The sequence below is a fragment of the Streptomyces sp. CA189 genome (assembly GCF_056428985.1).
Window position 1 is genome coordinate 26,344 of sequence record NZ_JBWJVM010000049.1, and the last position, 17,805, is coordinate 44,148.

The window sequence follows — 17,805 nt, forward strand, 5'->3', positions numbered from 1 at the left end:
CTCCCGGCCCTAACCCTCTCGAACCCTCCCGCCGGCTTTCGAGGTGATCCCGGAGTGCGGCCGCCGGCTACGGGTAGGCGCCCGATGGCGCCGGCTCGAGACCCGGACACCGCCTTGCGGCAGCCCGCCGGGCCGAGGGTCCTCAGCCGAGGGCTGGTACGGAACCGAGGTGGCAGAGCAATGACCGAATTCCCGCAGTCGGACCCACCGCGCGACGCCGGGCGCGCGGCGCCTACGCCCTCACCCTGAACCTGTGAACCGACACGTCTTCCTCGAAGCGGGGCGGCCGCAACCTCTGCACCGACCGGGCCGGTCACGAAGTCCCGCTCACCGAGGCGCTGGACCGCGGGGACGCCTCGTTCGAGCTCGTCGGCCTGGCTGCTGGTCAAGCACGCAGACGAGAGGGCGAGGCTCACCGGCACCCCGGATCCGCGGCGGGCGCGGGCGGCCCGTCCGGGCCGACCGCTCCGGCAGGTCGCCGCCGGGCAATCGGCGGGTGAACGGCGGTGACGGCATCCCTGGACCGGTTGCCGGAGGACCACGGGCTTCGACACCGAAACCCTGCGCACGTTGCGGCGGCGTCTCGACGGCCTCGCCGTGAAGCACGCCCCCTTCGCGGCCGGCGGGGTGCGCGAGCGGTCCCCACGGCCGGACGGGAGCAGCCGATGACAGCGAAGCAGCATGCGACGCAGCCGCGGCGCCTGCGGGTGGGCCGGCGCACCGTCGATCTCGGCCGCCCGGAGAAGGTCCTCTTCCCGGAGGACGGCATCACCAAAGCGGACCTCGCCGGCTATTACCGCTCCGTGGCCCGCCGGATGCTGCCGCACCTGCGCGGACGCCCCCTGATGCTGGAACGGCATCCGGACGGCACCGACGGCCCGGCGTTCATGCAGAAGAACCTCCCCGACCACTATCCGGACTGTTCCACCGCGCAGAGCTGCCCAAGGAGGGCGGCACCGTCACCTACCCGCTCTGCGACGACACCGCCAGCCTGCTCTACCTCGCCGACCAGGCCTGCATCACCCCGCACCGATTCCTGTCGAAGGCCGACCTGCCCGACAACCCCGACCGGCTCGTCTTCGACCTCGACCCGCCCGGCCGGGACTTCGTACTGGTGCGAGCCGCCGCACACGCACTCCACGAGCTGCTGGACGAACTGGAGCTCCCGTCCCTGGCGATGACCACGGGCTCGCGCGGCCCTCCCCGGTGCTCCGGTCGCGGCGCCGCTGGCATGGGCCGATCTCGACGATCCCGAGCTCACCGCCCGCCGCTGGACCCTCACGTCCATCGACCCCGTCCTCAAGGACGACCCCTGGCGGCAGCCTCCGCGTCCGTGCTCCCTCACCAGAGCCCGTCGCCTCCTCACCGCGCTCACCCGATGACCCGGGGGAGGAGTCCCGGGGGCGCCCCGTGGTGTCCGGGGTCCTGTCGGCGAACGAGGAGCGGCGCCCACGAAGCCGCCGGGCGGGCAAGCCGTCGACGAGACCGCCTAGCGCGGACTGCGGCCTCTGCCCGGGTGTTGGCCGTGGCCGCGGACGAAGGCGTCGAGGGCCTGGCGGGGCGGGCCGTGCGTGTGCAGGAAGCGCTGGTCCAGGATGTCGGCCAGATCCTCCAGCGCGGCACTCAAGACGGCGCCGGCCACTCTGACGTCGTGGTGCCGGGCGCCCGCTGCCTGATCTGCGGTGCGTACGGCGTATCCGATGTGGCCGGCGAGGGAGGTGCGGTCGTCCCCGTCGTGGAAGTAGTAGGACTCCGGGTACTGGAGGAAGTCGACCGAGACGACCGAGAGCCCGGCGGCCAGGTCGAGGAGCAGGGCCGCCCCCGCAGGGGAGTCGGTCCGCTCGGGCGAGGGACAGGCCCGTAGGAGGTGGGAGAGGTGCAGAGCGAGAGCGCGACGGCGGGCGAGTGCGGGAAAGATGCCGAGGATCCACGAGACGGTCGCGGTCAGGAGTGCGAAGCCGACCAGGCCCTCCATCGGGGCGACGATGCGCAGCCACCCCTCGGTGGGCGCGATGTCACCGAGGCCGAGAGTGGAGAGGGTTACCAGCGAGATGTAGACGGCGTCGAGCAGGCTCATGCGATCGGCGGGCCGTACGACATCGGCGTAGACGAATCCTTCGGGCAGGTGCGGCCAGTAGATCAGCGCCCAGCCCGTGACCACCGTCAGCACCCACAGGGCGACGACCGACACCATGCCGAGCGGGCCGGTCAGGCCCGACGGGCCCAGTCGGGGACCGAGGCCGGCCGAGATCCGCCAGATCGCGGTCATGACGAGGCGGCTCAGGCCTCCGTGACGCGTCGGATGCCACAGAGTGTGGAACACGTCCCGGATGATCAGCAGCACCATGGCGGCGCCCATGCCTGTCACCAGCCACTGCATCCGGTACTCCTTTCCCGCCCGTCTCGCCCGCGACGCACCAAGGCTCCCGCACATCCCCTTCCGCGGTCCGCAACCGCGCCGGGATCCAGGATGCGGCGCTGATCGGGACTGTTGCCGGGCCTTGCGGGCGGGCAGGACGTACGCCTCCAGGGGGAGGGGGGTGTGGTCGAGCAGTTCCAGTCCGGCGTCGGCGAGCAGTCGGGCGTAGTGCTCGCCGCGGCGTTCGCGACCGCCGACGTTGCACATCATGTGGAGGTCCCAGGCCGTGGCCAGCGAGGGGGAGCCGTCGGCGGGCAACAGCCGTTCGATGACCAGGAGGTCGGCGTGGGCGGGCATCGCGCGGGCGCAGTGGCGCAGGATCTCCCGACACCGGTCGTCGTCCCAGTCGTGCAGGATGCGGGACAGGACGTACACGTCGCCGCCGTGCGGTACGTCGGCGAAGTCGCCGCTGCGGTAGTCGCAGCGGGCGCCGCAGCCCGCGGCGTCGAGCGCGCGGCGGGCGGCCTCGACGGCGTGCGGGCGCTCCAGGAGCGTGCCCCGCAGCCCCGGGTGCGCGGTCAGGATGCGCCCGAGGAGTTCGCCGTTGCCGCCGGCGACGTCGACGACGGTCCGCGGGGTGGACGCCTGGGCCGCGGCGGTGATCACGGGGTGGGCGGGCAGTGGCTGGAACATGCGCGAACTGGCGGCCATGGAACGGTCGAAGAGGTGATCGAAGGCCGGCTCTCCGGTCCGTACGGTGTGGTCGAGGGCGGCGAAGGACTGGTAGAAGGGGCCCGCGTACATCAGGGCCAGCGAGCGCATCGTGCCCGGGGAGTCCGCGCGGAGCAGGGATCCGAGCCGGGTGAGGCGGAAGTCTTCCTCTTCCCCGGTGTCCTGGGTGTTCCCCGTGTCCCCGGCGCCCTCGGCCACGACGTCGAGCATCGCGAGGTAGCGCAGGAGCGTGGCGAGGTTCTCGGGCCGGGTGGCAGTGCGTCGGGCGAGTTCCCGGGTGCTGGTGGCCGCGTGCGGGTCCATGGCGTCGGGCAGACCCAGGCGTGCGAACGCGGCGAGGGCCTGGGTGGTCCATGCTCCGGTGAGGAGGCGCAGGAGCGCCTCGGCGGGCCGGCCCGCGTCCGGGAGCTCCTGCGGGTCCGCGCAGAGGTGGTCGTCGAGGGCGTCCCGGTGGTCGCCGGGCGTGTAGAGCTCCAGGCGGCGGTAGCCGCACGCCCCGGCCGCCGGGGTGGTGAAGTAACGGTGCCGTCCTCGTGAGGGTTGTACCCGCCACCGTCGGGGCGGGCGCCGTGGCGGGCGAGCACCGCGCACAGGCCGCGCAGCACCAGGGGGTCCGGGTGCTCCAGTTCGAGGGCCAGGTGGGCCTCGTGGTCCCGGGCCCGTTCGTGCGCGGCGATCGGCGCCAGGTCCGAGTGCGCGGGCACCGTGAGGGCGAACACCTCCACCGCGCGGCGCTCTCCGGCCGGACCCTGGACGCGGGGGCGCAGGATCCGGACGTCGAGCTCTGCCAGGTCACGGCGGTGGCGCCGGGCGAGCCGTTCCCGTACGACGACACTGGGCGGGGACGGGGTGTCGACGGCGAGCCCGCAGTCGGCGAGTTGGCGGCGCAGATCCTGCGGGTCGGTGGGGAAGAGCAGCAGGCCGGCGTGGGCGAAGCGGCAGTGCGGGCCCAGGGACTCCAGTTCCGGGCCGTGCAGACCGGGCAGCAGGAGAGGTAACAGGGTGGCGGTGTCGTGCTCCCGCACGAAGGCCACGGCCGCGCGCAGGCGGGCCGTGTCGTCGGGGGGAAGCATCGTTTCGCCGCGGAGCGGCGATCCGGCGGGGCGCGTCGCTTGGTCGGGGAGGGTCGTCGTCATCGCAGAGGTTCCTCGGGCGGTGCTGGGGCGGGTGCTCCGGCGGAGCGGAGCATGGTGGACCGGCTGTGCGGTGGTCGAGCGAGGGGGGTGGTGCGGGGAAGAGCGGTGGTCACATGCCGACGTAGTTCTCGGCGAACCAGTCCTGGTGGGCACGGGAGGTGCGCAAGGAGTCGAGGCGGGCGCGCCGCAGGGAAGCCTGGAAGAACGATCCGCCTGACTGGTCCCGGGCCGGGAGCGCGTGCAGCAGTCCGGTCATCCAGTGGGTGAACTCCTGCGCGCGCCAGATGTGCGCCAGGCACTGCGCCGAGTACCCGTCGAGGGCCGCGCCGTCCCCTCCGGCGAGGGTCTCGGCGAGGGCTCCGCCCAAGATCTCCGCCTCCAGTACGGCGAGGTTCGCGCCCGTCGCGGCGGCCGGCGCGGTCAGGCTCGCGGCGTCGCCGGCGAGCAGGAGCGAGCCGTGGCGCAGCGGTTCGACCACGTCGCAGGCCAGGTCGACGACTCCGCGCTCGATGATCGGCCCCCTGCGCAGCGGACCGTGCTCCGCGGCGCGCATCCGCAGGTCGAGTTCGTCCCAGATCCGCTCCTCGGACCAGGCGTCGGCGGGGGCCCCGCGCCGGTACTGGAGGTAGTACCGCGTGACCTGCGGGCTGCGGGCCATGTGGCCGGCGAAGCCGCGGTCGTGGACGGCGTAGCCGACGGCGTCGAGGCTGGGCGGAGCTTCGGCGAGCAGGCCGAGCCAGCTCACTCCGTGGTCGTGGTGGTGGCGGACCACGTCGGGCGGGAGCGAGCGGCGGGACGCTCCGTGGCGGCCGTCGCAGCCGGCGACGTACCGGGCGTCCCATCGGGTGGGACGGCCGTCCGGCTCCCTGGTGGTGACGTACGGCCGGGCGCCGTCGGCGTCGTGGACCGCCGTCGCCTCGGTCGCGAAGTGGATCCTGCCACCGGCGTCGAGGTAGTGCGTCAGGAGGTCCGTCACCAGGTTCTGCTGCGGGTAGACGGTGTGCTGCTCGCCGCGGCCCAGGGAGCCGTAGTCGAGGCGGAAGCGGCCGTCCCCGGTATGGAACTCGCACGTACCGTGGGTGCGTCCGTGCCGGTGCAGCCCGTCGGCGAGGCCGTGGCGGTCCAGGATCCGTACCGTGTTCGGCGCGAGGAAGCCGGCCCGGGCCCGGGTCTGGACGTGTGAGCGGTCGGCGCGTTCGAGAACGACGCAGTCGATCCCGGCGGCGAGCAGGAGGTTGGCGAGCACCAGGCCGGCGGGGCCGGCGCCGAGCACGAGCACATCGGCCGATGCGCCTGAGCCTCGACGATTCTGACTTTCTGTCATGGCGCGGGAATCATGAGCACGGAAAAACCCGAGGAAGATCACCAGTAACCCGCATGCAGCAATAGGGTGAAAATCATCGGATCGCCCGTCGTTCGGGCGGCAGGGGCAGCCTCGGCATCCGATGCCGCGGATGCCGCGGATGCGGAGGCTGCCGTGCCCGAGGCCGGGACCCGTCCGGTCCCGGCCTTCAGCGGCCGGCACCTACGGGGACACCGGGCTCAGGCGAGTTCGAACCGGTCGAGGTTCATCACCTTGTCCCACGCCGCCACGAAGTCACGCACGAACTTCTCTCCCGCGTCCTGGCACGCGTAGACCTCCGAGAGGGCTCGCAGCTGGGAGTGCGAACCGAAGACGAGGTCGACGGCGGTGGCGGTCCACTTGACCTGGCCCGTGACGCGGTCCCGGCCTTCGAACACGTTCTCCGCCGAGGCCGACGCCTTCCACTCCGTAGCCATGTCCAGCAGGTTGACAAAGAAGTCGTTGGTCAACGTCTCCGGCCGGTCGGTGAAGGCACCGTGCGGGGACCGCGCGAAGCCGGTGTTCAGGGCCCGCATGCCGCCGGTCAGGACCGTCATCTCGGGTGCGGTCAGGGTCAACATGCTGGCCCGGTCCAGCAGGAGGGTCTCCGGCGACAGCTTCTCTCCCGCCCGGAGGTAGTTGCGGAACCCGTCCGCCCTGGGTTCGAGTACGGCGAACGACTCCACGTCGGTCTGCTGCTGCGAGGCGTCCGTACGCCCCGGTGCGAACGGGACGGTGACGGAGTGCCCGGCGTTCTTCGCGGCCTGCTCGACGGCCGCGCACCCGCCCAGGACGATCAGGTCGGCGAGCGAAACCTTTGTACCGCCGGTCTGCGCGCCGTTGAAGTCCTGCCGGATCTGCTCCAGGGCCCGCACCACCTCGGCCACCTCGGGCTGGTCGTTGACCTCCCAGTCCTTCTGCGGCGCGAGCCGGATCCGTGCCCCGTTGGCCCCGCCGCGCTTGTCGGTGCCGCGGAAGCTCGCCGCCGACGCCCAAGCGGTGGAGACCAGTTGGGAGACGGACAGTCCCGAGGCGAGGATCCGGGCCTTGAGGTCGGCGCTCTCCGCGTCCCCTACCAGTGCGTGATCGACCTCGGGGACGGGATCCTGCCACAGCTGCGGCTCGGCGATCCACGGGCCGAGGTAGCGGGAGAGGGGGCCCATGTCACGGTGCAACAGCTTGTACCAGGCCTTGGCGAACGCGTCCGCGAGCCTGTCCGGGTTCTCGTGGAAGCTCTTCGCGATCGGCCCGTAGACCGGATCCAGCTTCAGCGAGAGGTCCGTCGTCAGCATCATCGGAGCGTGCCGCTTCGACGGATCGTGGGCATCGGGCACCGTGCCCTGGGCCGAGGCGTCCGTGGGGGTCCACTGCTGCGCACCGGCCGGGCTCCTCGTCAGCTCCCAGTCGTACCGGAACAGGTTGTCCAGATAGCCGTTGTCCCACTTCGTCGGCTCCGAGGTCCACGCACCCTCCAGCCCGCTGGTGAGCGCGTCGACGCCCATGCCGCTGCCGGACGAATTCGTCCAGCCGAGGCCCTGCTGCTCGATGGGGCAGGCCTCAGGCTCCGGACCGATGTACTCGGGATCGACGGCGCCGTGGCACTTGCCGAAGGTGTGGCCGCCGATGATCAGCGCGACCGTCTCCTCGTCGTTCATCGCCATGCGCGCGAACGTATCGCGAATGTCCCGGGCGGCGGCGATCGGATCCGGATTTCCGTTCGGGCCTTCTGGATTGACGTAGATCAGCCCCATCTGCACAGCGCCGAAAGGGCCGGTGAGTTCCCTGTCGCCGCTGTAGCGCTCATCTCCGAGCCAGGTGTCCTCCGGCCCCCAGAAAACCTCCTCGGGCTCCCAGATGTCCTCGCGCCCGAATCCGAATCCGAACGTCTTGAACCCCATGGATTCCATGGCGCAGTTTCCGGCGAAGACCAGGAGATCGGCCCATGAGATTTTCCGTCCGTACTTCTGCTTGACTGGCCAGAGCAAACGGCGCGCCTTGTCGAGACTCGCGTTGTCCGGCCAGCTGTTGAGCGGCGCGAAGCGCTGGGCGCCGGAGCCGCCACCGCCCCGGCCGTCGGCGATGCGGTACGTCCCCGCGGCATGCCAGCTCATCCGGATGAAGAGCGGCCCGTAGTGGCCGTAGTCGGCGGGCCACCAGTCCTGCGACGCCGTCATCACCCCGAAGACGTCCCGCTTCAGCCCTTCGAGGTCCAAGGTCGCGAACTCGGCCGCGTAGTCGAAGTCCTCACCCATGGGATCGGACTGAGGCGAACGCTGGTGGAGGACCTGAAGGTCCAGCTGATTCGGCCACCAGTCCTGGTTCGCCCGGGGGCGAGTCGACGTGGGGGTCGGGGAGGGGATTGCCGGGTTCTCGCTGTCGCTGCCGGACACGTCGTCCTTCTTCCTCTCGCGGAGTGTTCCTCTGCCGGCTGCGCTGCTCGCTCTTGACGCCGTTCGCTTTTGCGAGTCGAGCACTGCGACTCGTGACTCCGACGAGACCGTATCCTCGCGAACGACGCCGATGAATCGAGCGCGTATCGGCGTCCGTATGGTCGCGCACCGCGGAGCGCACCGCTACGAGAACACGCAGAGCACCCCCGTGCAACAAACAGCCCAGATCCAAAGGTGACATCTTCCTATCAGCGCGATTCCTCACTGCTGATATGGGAATCGGAAGTGAATTGACCACCGACCGGCCCGGCCCGTACGTAATGGAGGCGTGAAGCGAAAATGAGCGACCTGTTGGAGCGACTGCGAGGGCGCGGCTGGCGCATGACGTCCCAGCGGCGGGCCGTGGCGGAGGTGCTCGACGGCGAGCACGTGCACCTGACGGCCGACGAGGTGCACGCCCGCGCGGCGCGGCGACTCCCCGAGATCTCCCGGGCGACCGTCTACAACACCCTGGGCGAGCTGGTCTCGCTCGGTGAGGTGGTGGAGGTCTCCGCACAGGGCCGCTCGAAGCGCTTCGACCCCAACGCGCATCACCCGCACCAGCACCTGGTGTGCACCGGCTGCGGAGTCATCCGCGACGTTCACCCGACCGGCGACCCACTGGCCGGCCTCCCGGTGTCGGAGCGGTTCGGCTTCACCGTGTCCGAGGCCGAGGTCACCTACCGCGGGCTGTGCCCCACCTGTACGTAAGGCGGCTCGGGCGGCGGAACGGACGGGCATGGAAGCGCGCGGCCGGGCAGGCGCCCAGTGCGGCCCGCGATGACCGAGAAGATCGTCACCGTGTTCGGCGCGACCGTCAGCAGGGCGGCTCACTGGCCCGGTCGATCCTCGAGGACAAGGACAGCGGCTTCGTCGTGCGCGCCGTGACGCGGCACCCGGAGTCGACGGCGGCAACGGAGCTGGGGCGCCTCGGGGCCGAGGTGGTCCAGGCCGATCTGGACGACGAGTCGAGCCTCGTACCGGCCTTCGAAGGCGCGTACGGGGCGTACCTGGTGACCAACTTCTGGGAGGACATGGACGCGGCGCACGAGAAGCGGCAGGCCGCCGCCCTCGCCCGGGCCGCCTCGCACGCGGGCGTGCAGCACGCGATCTGGTCCACCCTGGAGGACACGCGCCACTGCATCCCGATCGACGACGACCGGATGCCGACGCTCCAGGGCTCGTACAAGGTGCCCCACTTCGACGGCAAGGCGGAGGCGGACGCCTACTTCCCGGCGGCGGGGGTGCCCGTCACGTACCTGCGGACGACCTTCTTCTGGGAGAACCTGCTCAGCACCTTCGGGCCGCAGCCGGGTGACGACGGCACCCTCACGCTGAACTTCCCCATGGGGGACAAGCGGCTGTCCGGCATTGCCGTCCGCGACGTCGGCAAGACCGCTCACGCCATCTTCAAGGGCGGCGCCGACTACGTGGCCGCCACCATCAGCATCGCCGGCGAGCACCTGCGCGTGGCCGACATGGCCGCCGCCCTCACCGAGACGCTGGGCCGGCCCGTGCGCTACCGGCCCCTGACCCCGGACGCGTACCGCGCCCAGGGGTTTCCGGGTGCCGACGAGGCGGGGAACATGTTCCAGTTCTACGCCGACTGCGAGGCCTCCTTCACCGCGGCCCGCGACCTGGACGCCGTACGCACGGTCAACCCGGGCCTCCAGGACTTCGCCACCTGGCTCGCCGCCCACCACGATCGTTTCCACCCGGCCTGACGGCACCGGTGGAATCATCCGCGCAAGCGGCGAAGGGAGCGGCCCAGCCGCCGAAGCAGGTGCCGGACCAGTCGGCCAGGCGTCTTCCGGGTCCGCGCCCCTGCGCTCCGGCGCGTCGTCAACGGCACCTCGGGCATGAGGAAGCGGCGGTAGCGGGCATCGGGGGTCACCAGGGAGCAGAAGGGAGTGTCACCCATGTCCTCGACGAGGATCGTGAGGGGCTTCGGCGGGTCGGTGGGCAGCTCCGCGTGCAGCACCGTCCCGTCCCTGGTGGGCTTGCGGTGGTAGGCGACCACCTTGCCGTCGACCAGGACCTCGATCTCGCGCCCGGGCCATTCGAGGAGAACGGTGACGGAGTGCCCCTCCAGATCCACGTGGAAGCGATGCGCGCGGGCCATCGTCAGCCTCCGAAGGGCGAGGAGCGCGGCCGGCCCCACCCGCACGACGCACGCGTCGCCGGTCTCCCGAGAGACCGGTGCCGGACTCAAGCTCCGCCTGCCCCAGCAGGTCCCACCCAAACGCTTGCGCGGCGGGATGTACGACCCTACGCCGATCGCCGGCTACTGCCCGCTACCGCCGGCTACCGCCCGCTGTCCGCCAGCGCAGAGGACGGAGCCTCGCGCTGGTGCGGGACCGGCGCGGGCGGGGTGGGCCGGGGGACGTCCTGGTGGAGCGCGATCGTTCGCGTGGGGGCGGGGATCGAGATGCCCTCCTCGCGGAACCGTCGGTGCAGCCGCTTGATGAACTCGTGCTTGATCCGGAACTGGTCACTGAACTCGCCGACGCCCAGGATCACCGTGAAGTCGATCCTGGAGTCCGCGAACGTGTGGAAGCGGACGAGCCCTTCGTGTTCGGGGACCGCGCCGTTGATATCGGCCATGACCCCGCCGACCACGTCGAGGGTCACCCGCTCGACGTGCTCCAGATCGCTTTCGTAGCCCACTCCCACCTGGACGAGGATCGTCAGCTGCTGCTCGGGCTGGGTGAAGTTGGTCATGTTCGTGCGTGCGAGCCGCCCGTTGGGGATGATCACGAGGTTGTTCGACAGGTTGCGGACCACGGTGTTGCGCCAGTTGATGTCGACCACGTAGCCCTCTTCACCGCTCGTGAGGCGGATGTAGTCACCGGGCTGCACCGTCTTCGAGGCGAGGATGTGGACGCCGGCGAAGAGGTTGGCGAGCGTGTCCTGCAGGGCCAGCGCGACCGCCAGACCGCCCACGCCGAGGGCGGTGAGCAGGGGCGCGATGGACACGCCCACGGTTTCGAGCGCGACGAGCAGGCCCATCGCGAGCACCACGACCCGCGTGATGTTGACGAAGATGGTGGCCGATCCGGCCACTCCCGTCCGTGCCTGGGCCACGGACTGGACGAGGCCGGCGACGACCCGGGCCGCGGCGAGCGTGGCCATGAGGATCAGCAGGGCGGTCAGCGACTGGTTCACCCAGCCGGAGACCCGCGTACTGAGGGGCAGCGTCGAGGCGGCCACGGCGGCGCCCGCGATGACGGCCGCCCCCGGCGCCAAGGTGCGCAGCGCGGCGACGATGATGTCGTCCCCGCTCCAGCGCGTCCGCAGGGCGTGCTTGCCCAGCCACCGTACGAGGGCGCGCAGGAGCAGACCGGCCAGGGCGCCCGCGGCGAGCGCGATGCCGGCGACCAGCCAGTCGTGCAGGACGAGGTCCCGGTTCAACGGACGGCCCCCGCCCCTCGCCGGACCGGGGAAGCGGCGGCGGGAGCTGCCGGCCGCCGTATGAGGTGTGTCGTCACCTTGTCACCTGTCAGTTCGTCGTGCAGGAAGCCGCGTTGGGACATGCGTGCGCATGCGGAACGGGCTGCCATCCTGCCCCATGGCCGCGGCGGCGCCGCAGGTGGGCCGGGTCTACCGCCCGGTGTCCCGGTGGGCGGGCGGGGGTCGATCCGGTGTCCGACAGGATTCAGGCGTCCTCGTCCGGCCGCCGGCCCTAGCTCCCGGGCCCGGGCGGTTCGGCCGCCGCCGGGTCCAGGATGCGGTTGAGGAAGCTCCTGGTCCGCTCGTGTCGGGGATCCCCGACCACCTGCGCCGCCGGACCCTGCTCGACGATCACTCCGTCGTCCATGAACACGACCCGGTCCGCCACCTCGCGGGCGAAGCTCATCTCGTGGGTGACGACCATCATCGTCATGCCCTCGCCCGCCAGGACCCGCATCACGGCCAGCACCTCGCCCACGAGTTCGGGGTCGAGGGCCGAGGTCGGCTCGTCGAAGAGCATGACCTCCGGCCCCATCGACAGGGCCCTGGCGATCGCCACCCGCTGCTGCTGGCCGCCGGACAGCTGGGCGGGGAAGGCCGCGGCCTTGTCGGCGAGGCCGACGCGTGCGAGGTTCTCCCGGGCCACGGCCGCGGCCTTGGCCTTGTCCCTGCCCAGGACCCGGCGCTGGGGCAGGGTGAGGTTCTCCGTGACGTTCACGTGCGGGAAGAGGTTGAACTGCTGGAAGACCATGCCGATGCGGCGGCGTACGGCATCGATGTCCACGTCCAGGTCGGTGACCTCGGTGCCTCCGACGAAGACCCGGCCCTCGCTGGGCTCCTCCAGCAGGTTCACACAGCGCAGCAGTGTCGATTTGCCGGAGCCCGACGGCCCGATCACACACACGACCTCGCCCCGCGCGATCTCCAGGTCGATGCCGCGCAGGACGTGGTTGTCGCCGAAGGACTTGTGCAGTCCGCGGATCTCGATCTCCGGGCCGTCCTCGGCCATCGCACCCACCGCTTCCGTCTCCTGTGGCATCTCGTCCTCACGCGGCCTTGGCCGAGCGGGCCTCCAGGCGGCGCACCACGAAGCTCAGCGGCACGGTCACCAGGAGGTAGCACAGGCCCGCGACCAGGATCGGGGTGGAATTGGCGGTCTGGCTGGCGAGGTCCCGACCGAACTTCGTCAGCTCCCGCTCCTGCAGTGTCACACCGAGGAACAGCACGAGCGAGGAGTCCTTGAACAGCAGGACCAGTTCGTTGGTGAGCGGCGGGATGACGATGCGGAAGGCCTGCGGAATCACGATCGAGACCATGGCCCGGGCGTGCGAGAAGCCCAGCGAGCGGGCCGCTTCCAGCTGCCCCCTGGGCACCGCCTGGATGCCCGCCCGAATCGTTTCCGCCATGTAGGCGGCGGCCACCAGGCCGAGGCCGAGCGCGACCTTGCCGTACGTGCCACCGGGGATCTCCGTACCGGGGAACGCCAGTGGCACCGCCACGCCGACGAAAATGAAGATCAGCAGGGCCGGGAGGCCTCGGAACAGTTCGATGTAGACGCCGGCGACCCACCGGTAGGGGGCCACCGAGGACAGCCGCATCATGGCGATGACCAGGCCGAGGACCAGGCCGAGTAGGAACCCCGACAGCGTGTAGACCACCGTGTTGCGCAGGGCCGTGGTGATGATCTCCGGGAAGAGCCGCAGCGCCAGGTCCTTCTGCGCGAACTGGTTCTGCAGCCGGTCCCAGTCGGCGTTCACACCGACCAGCACCAGCACGGCCGCGAAGAGGGCGTACTGCACGCCCTGCGAGACGCGGCGCCGCTGACGGCGGGTCAGCCGAGAGGTCACGGCGCGGCCTGGGGCAGCGGGCCGATCCACTGCTCGTAGATCTTCTTGTAGGTGCCGTCGGCCTTGGCATCCGTGATCGCCTTGTCGATCGCGGCCACGAGGGCGGTATTGCCCTTCTTCACCGAGAAGCCGTACTGCTCGCCCGTGTCGATGTTCTGCGCGAGGGTGAACTCGGCAGCGTTCTTGGGGTCCTTGAGCCAGCCCTGGACGACCGGGTAGTCGATGACGACGGCGTCGACCTGGCCGGTGCGCAGCCCGTTGATGACCGCGTCCGAGCTCTCGAAGGCGACGGGGTCGAATCCCTGGGCCTTGGCGTAGCTCTCGCCGGTGGTCTCGGCCTGCGCGCCCAGCTTCTTCGACTTCGCCTTGAGGTCGGCGAGCGAGGTGACGCCGCTCTTCTTGGTGGCGAGCAGTGCCTGGGTCGCGTCGAAGTAGGGCACGGAGAAGTCGACGTTCTTCTTCCGCTCGTCGGTGATCGTCATGCCGGCCGCCGCGAGGTCGCACTCGCCGGAGTTCAGGAAGGCGCCCGTCTTGAAGTTTTCGAAGGGAGTGTCGAGGATCTTCTGTTCGACCTTGAGCCGGCTCGCCACCAGGTCGACCAGGGCCACGTCGAAACCGACGACCTTGCCGTCCTTCTCGTACTGGAACGGCGGGTACGGCAGGTGGGTGCAGGTCGTCAGTTTGCCCTTCTCGACGACGGGCACTCCGCCGGCCGCCTCACCTGCGCCGTCGCCGCCCGAGGAGCATCCCGCGACGAGGAACGCACCCGCCGTGGCGGCTGAGGCCGCGACGCGGATACGGAGGCTGGTGCGGCGACTGCGGTTTCCTCTGGCCGTCCGGGACACGGTTGACCTCCACGAGTGCGGGGCGAGCGGCGATCACGGGACGGGACCGTCCGCCGAGATGCTAAGCCACGGGCGGCGCCCGTCGGGGGATCTTCGGCGATGCGTTCTGGGGACCCCCGGCGGACCCGCGTGGATCCGGCCATGATCACGAAGGCGGGGTGTCCGCCCCCACGAACCGGCTCCCTCCTGATCACGGGAAATGGGATTCGAGGGTCCCGCGGCGCCTGACGTCGAGCGTCGCGCAGTGGAACGAGCCGCCGAACGGTGCGTAGTGCACCAGGTCGCACGGGATGGGCTCGAAGCCCCATCGTTCGAGGGCGCGCAGCATGTCGGTGTGGTGCCGCTCCGCGATCACCCGCTGCTCGTCGATCATGAGGACGTTCATGCTGAGCCACTTGCCGCACATCGAGGTGAGCTTGAGAACGCGCTCGCCGATCGGGTTCGGCTCGGGGGCCACGAGGATCTCCCACGAGCTCAGAAGGTCGGGCAGGCGGTCGACGTCGACGTATTCGGGATTGACCAGGAGCTTGCCGGGCGCGAGCGGGAGCAGCGTCGTGTCGATGTGCATGGGCGTGCGGCAGCGGCTCTCGACCTCGTGGATGCGATAGCCCGGCCCGAGGTGACGGCGGAGCCAGTCGATGCCCATGCGGTTGGTGACGTTGCTCCGTGTGACGAAAAGGTCGCGTCCCGCGCGTACGAAGTCCGCCGCGTCGAACACCGGCTCGAACTCGGTGAGGATGTAGCGCATGGGCTCGCCGGCCTCGGGCACGGAGAAGTCCGCCTCGAAGAGTGCATCCGTGAGCTGTGGCCTCGGTGCCGCCGTCCAGCGCGCACCACGCCTGAAGTAGTCCTTCAGGATCTCGCGGTAGGAGTGCGTCTCGAAGTAGCGGCACGGCCAGGCCATCGGGGTCTCGATGATCTCGTCGCCGATCACGAGCATGCTGTCGCGCGGACAGGTGTTGAAAGAGCCGCGTGACGACCAGTCGGGCGTGCCGAACCGTTGCCTGTGGTCGACGGCGGCCGGGCGCGTGACCGTGACGCCGAGGGACTGCAGGAGGGCGACGAACTGATCGAGCTCCTCCTGTGCGGGCTCGACCAGCATGCGCGGATACTTGAAACCGGCGCCCAGGCCCTGAATCCGCGCCGCCCACGGCGGGATGTTGCACGCCACGACCGGATGGTTCCCGGGGACCGTAGCGCCGTCGAGACGCCCGACGATCACCTCCTCGAGCGGATCCCACTCGTTGTGGGAATTGACCGGCGAAACGAGGGTCTCCGCGGCCTCGCCGACCGCGGCCGCGGATGCGGGCGCCGACGCCGGCAGACGCTCCATGATCTTCACCGCCCTCACCCTCGGTCCCGACGCCGGGTCGGAACGTCTACATGGGGTCCATGGTTCCGCTGCCCGGGCCGTTCTCCTGCTCGCTCTTCTCCCGGATGTGCAGGGCCTTGGCGGTCAGCCGCTCCCGCTCCGCGGGGTCGGCGGCCCGCTGCGCCGCCTGCTCCAGTTCCTGAGCCTTGTCGCGCATCTGCCGGGCCCGCTCGCTCGGCTGGCTTTCGGTGCTCATGATCGGTCCTCGATGAGATTCGGGGCTAGGTCCTTCAAGCCAAGCAGGAGCACGCCGGACCCGCCACCGTGACGTGTTCGAGCAGGTCGACCCACGCGCGTACGACATGGCGCACCGGAGCCCGATGCGTCCCGCGGGCAGGACGGGGTAGTCGCCGGAGGAACGGCACCACCGAAGGAGGCCGACATGACGGCTCACGAAGACTCCCGGCACCGCCCGCGCACCACCCCGTCCGAGGCCGTGGGGGAGAGCGGCGACCGCGAGGCCCGGCGGCAGGCGGACGAAGCCGTCGTCCGGCGTCCGGGCCGCGGCGGCGCAGCGGACGCCCGCGGACACGAGGCCAAGCGGCAGGCCCCGGGTACCGGCCGCGAGGAGCAGGACCGCCCGTACGACCAGGCGCCGTCGGGCGGCGGGGACAACGGGACGGAGTGATCACGGATGCGCACCACAGCGGCACGCGTGATGGGCGCGGCCACCCTCGGATACGGCCTGGCGGTCGCCTGCAGACCCGAGGTGCTGGCCCGCCCGTGCGGCCTGGCCGACCAGGGTTCCTCCACACTGCTGATCCGCGCCCTGGGCACACGGGACGCCGTCATCGGCGCCGCCATGCTCGCGGTCCCCGAAGGTGGTGGGCTGCGTACGGCCGTACGGTGCCGGGTGGCGGTCGGTGTCGGGGACGCGCTGCTCTTCGGCACCCTTCTGCCCCACCGGACCGGGCGCGCCAAGGCCGCCTCTGCCGCGCTGGCCTGGGCGGCCCTGTGCGGCTGGACGCTGACCGACGACGGCCGCTCGGCGACGACGCTCCTGGAGGACGCGACGAACGTCGCGGTACGGGCGGCCCAGTCCGCCACCCGCGCGGATCTCTGACGCCCCGGTCCGCGGGGCGGGCGGTGCGTGGCACAGTGGTGCGCATGTCGTCACTCTCGCTGCGGATCATCGGCCGTGATCTCCCTGGTCGTGAATGCGGCGGTTACCGGGACGTTCATGTCGCCGTGCAGCGAGGGCGCGAGCCGGAAGCCGTCGTCCCCGGTGACGCGGCGGAGGCGGTCTGGGAGTTCACCGTGGAGGCGGTCGCGGCGCCGGACGGTGCTCGGGACTTTCGAGGGCCGCACGTCCAGGGGCGGCGGGGTGCCCGGTTCCTGTACCTGACGTGGGGAGAGCTGCCGCCCGGCGGCGCGTTCACGATGTTCCGCCGCGCCAAGCTGATGCTCGACGACCTCCCGTCGCAGGCCGTCGAGCGGGGCTCCGCCGAAGCGCGGCTCGGGCTGACGGATCCCTGCGGGATGCCCGTCTGCGCCGCGCTGCGCCCGCCCGCCATCACCTGGCGCTGAGCGCCCTTCGGGGCATCCGCCGGCAGGCCGCAGCGCGGCGCCGGCACGCGGGCGGCACGTTCGGGGTATCTCTGGTCGCGGGTGGCGGTCGGCGTGACCGCCACGCTCCGGAAAGGCAGGTGGCCGGTGACTGTCCAGCCCGTTCCCGAGGGATATCCGCGCGTCACGTCGTACCTCTGTATCGACGGCGCCGCGGCCGCGATCGACTTCTACGCCTCCGTGCTCGGCACACGGGAGCGGATGAGGATGGCCGCTCCCGGCGGCAAGATCGGCCACGCCGAGCTGGAGCTCGGAAGCTCGGTGATCATGCTCGCGGACGAGTACCCCGACATCGGCTTCCGCTCACCGAAGTCGGTGGGCGGCACGCCCGTCACCCTCCACGTGTACGTCGAAGACGTCGACGCGGCCTTCGCCCAGGCCCTCGCCCGGGGTGCCACCGAGCTGCGGCCGGTCAGGGACGAGTTCTACGGCGACCGCACCGGCCAGTTCGAGGACCCGTTCGGCCACCGCTGGAGCATCGCCACGCACATCGAGGACGTCTCGCCGGACGAGATGGAGAAGCGCTCCCAGGAAGCCGAGCGGACGGACCGAGGCGAGCCCGGGCCTACCGGGTAGAGGTGAAGCGGGCCCGCCACAGGTCGCGGAGCCATGCGCTCTGCGGTCGATCACGGGCCAGAAGCGCGCCAGGGTCAAGGCCGCCGAGGGGGAGAAGTCTCCCCTTCGCGGTTGCATGTCGTACGTCGCGTTGCGCTCCGGCGGAGATTAA

General features: G+C 71.0%; 17 protein-coding genes and 1 pseudogene. 8 read left to right on the forward strand and 10 right to left on the reverse strand.

Going from position 1 to position 17,805, the window contains the following annotated elements; genetic code table 11:
- Positions 1 to 665: 665 nt before the first annotated feature.
- Positions 666 to 1,382: pseudogene (gene ligD, locus AC061S_RS29360) on the forward strand (non-homologous end-joining DNA ligase LigD).
- 107 nt (positions 1,383 to 1,489) lie between these two features.
- Here ligD and AC061S_RS29365 read toward each other — a convergent pair.
- Positions 1,490 to 3,682: a methyltransferase gene (locus AC061S_RS29365; protein ID WP_478688913.1), complete on the reverse strand. Its 2,193-nt coding sequence runs from the start codon at positions 3,680 to 3,682 to the stop codon at positions 1,490 to 1,492.
- Between AC061S_RS29365 and AC061S_RS29370 the strand changes: the two genes are divergently transcribed.
- On the forward strand, positions 3,661 to 4,089 hold the full coding sequence (locus AC061S_RS29370; protein ID WP_478688914.1) for a hypothetical protein: 429 nt from the start codon (positions 3,661 to 3,663) through the stop codon (positions 4,087 to 4,089). The two genes, AC061S_RS29365 and AC061S_RS29370, sit on opposite strands and share 22 nt — an antisense overlap.
- 247 nt (positions 4,090 to 4,336) lie before the next feature.
- On the opposite strand, the gene AC061S_RS29375 is transcribed toward AC061S_RS29370, so the two are convergent.
- The gene (locus AC061S_RS29375) at positions 4,337 to 5,506 is read right to left on the reverse strand and encodes a 4-hydroxybenzoate 3-monooxygenase (protein WP_478688915.1); all 1,170 of its coding nucleotides are present in this window, start codon (positions 5,504 to 5,506) and stop codon (positions 4,337 to 4,339) included.
- Between the two features lie 263 nt (positions 5,507 to 5,769).
- Complete coding sequence (gene katG / locus AC061S_RS29380; RefSeq protein WP_478688916.1) at positions 5,770 to 7,959, reverse strand: catalase/peroxidase HPI; 2,190 nt, start codon at positions 7,957 to 7,959, stop codon at positions 5,770 to 5,772.
- Positions 7,960 to 8,298: 339 nt separating this feature from the next.
- Here katG and AC061S_RS29385 point away from each other — a divergent pair, with 339 nt between their 5' ends.
- On the forward strand, positions 8,299 to 8,709 hold the full coding sequence (locus tag AC061S_RS29385; protein ID WP_478688917.1) for a Fur family transcriptional regulator: 411 nt from the start codon (positions 8,299 to 8,301) through the stop codon (positions 8,707 to 8,709).
- Positions 8,710 to 8,873: 164 nt separating this feature from the next.
- A complete protein-coding gene (locus AC061S_RS29390) occupies positions 8,874 to 9,722 on the forward strand; it encodes an NmrA/HSCARG family protein (protein WP_478688918.1) in 849 nt (282 codons plus the stop codon).
- A gap of 14 nt (positions 9,723 to 9,736) precedes the next feature.
- On the opposite strand, the gene AC061S_RS29395 is transcribed toward AC061S_RS29390, so the two are convergent.
- From AC061S_RS29395 to AC061S_RS29425, 7 genes are all read right to left on the reverse strand, one after another.
- The gene (locus tag AC061S_RS29395) at positions 9,737 to 10,120 is read right to left on the reverse strand and encodes a hypothetical protein (protein ID WP_478688919.1); all 384 of its coding nucleotides are present in this window, start codon (positions 10,118 to 10,120) and stop codon (positions 9,737 to 9,739) included.
- Positions 10,121 to 10,302: 182 nt separating this feature from the next.
- Positions 10,303 to 11,409, reverse strand: coding sequence for a mechanosensitive ion channel family protein (locus AC061S_RS29400; RefSeq protein ID WP_478688920.1), 1,107 nt, complete (start codon positions 11,407 to 11,409; stop codon positions 10,303 to 10,305).
- A 271-nt stretch (positions 11,410 to 11,680) separates the two neighbouring features.
- Complete coding sequence (locus AC061S_RS29405; protein ID WP_478688921.1) at positions 11,681 to 12,487, reverse strand: amino acid ABC transporter ATP-binding protein; 807 nt, start codon at positions 12,485 to 12,487, stop codon at positions 11,681 to 11,683.
- 7 nt (positions 12,488 to 12,494) lie between these two features.
- Positions 12,495 to 13,295 carry an amino acid ABC transporter permease gene (locus AC061S_RS29410; RefSeq protein WP_478688922.1) on the reverse strand — a complete coding sequence of 267 codons (801 nt, stop codon included), beginning with the start codon at positions 13,293 to 13,295 and terminating at the stop codon, positions 12,495 to 12,497.
- A complete protein-coding gene (locus AC061S_RS29415; protein ID WP_478688923.1) occupies positions 13,292 to 14,140 on the reverse strand; it encodes an ABC transporter substrate-binding protein in 849 nt (282 codons plus the stop codon). The genes AC061S_RS29410 and AC061S_RS29415 overlap by 4 nt, the downstream gene beginning before the upstream one ends.
- Before the next feature lie 190 nt (positions 14,141 to 14,330).
- Positions 14,331 to 15,473, reverse strand: a complete 1,143-nt coding sequence (locus AC061S_RS29420; RefSeq protein ID WP_478688937.1) for an amidinotransferase — start codon at positions 15,471 to 15,473, stop codon at positions 14,331 to 14,333.
- Between the two features lie 46 nt (positions 15,474 to 15,519).
- On the reverse strand, positions 15,520 to 15,708 hold the full coding sequence (locus tag AC061S_RS29425) for a DUF6381 family protein (RefSeq protein WP_478688924.1): 189 nt from the start codon (positions 15,706 to 15,708) through the stop codon (positions 15,520 to 15,522).
- 186 nt (positions 15,709 to 15,894) lie between these two features.
- Here AC061S_RS29425 and AC061S_RS29430 point away from each other — a divergent pair, with 186 nt between their 5' ends.
- The 4 genes from AC061S_RS29430 to AC061S_RS29445 all read left to right on the forward strand — a co-directional run bounded on the left by AC061S_RS29430 (position 15,895) and on the right by AC061S_RS29445 (position 17,654).
- The gene (locus tag AC061S_RS29430; RefSeq protein WP_478688925.1) at positions 15,895 to 16,140 is read left to right on the forward strand and encodes a hypothetical protein; all 246 of its coding nucleotides are present in this window, start codon (positions 15,895 to 15,897) and stop codon (positions 16,138 to 16,140) included.
- A gap of 6 nt (positions 16,141 to 16,146) precedes the next feature.
- Positions 16,147 to 16,575 carry a hypothetical protein gene (locus AC061S_RS29435; RefSeq protein WP_478688926.1) on the forward strand — a complete coding sequence of 143 codons (429 nt, stop codon included), beginning with the start codon at positions 16,147 to 16,149 and terminating at the stop codon, positions 16,573 to 16,575.
- Between the two features lie 44 nt (positions 16,576 to 16,619).
- Positions 16,620 to 17,039: a DUF5990 family protein gene (locus AC061S_RS29440; protein ID WP_478688927.1), complete on the forward strand. Its 420-nt coding sequence runs from the start codon at positions 16,620 to 16,622 to the stop codon at positions 17,037 to 17,039.
- 126 nt (positions 17,040 to 17,165) lie between these two features.
- Positions 17,166 to 17,654, forward strand: a complete 489-nt coding sequence (locus tag AC061S_RS29445; protein ID WP_478688928.1) for a VOC family protein — start codon at positions 17,166 to 17,168, stop codon at positions 17,652 to 17,654.
- The last annotated feature ends 151 nt before the right edge of the window (positions 17,655 to 17,805 follow it).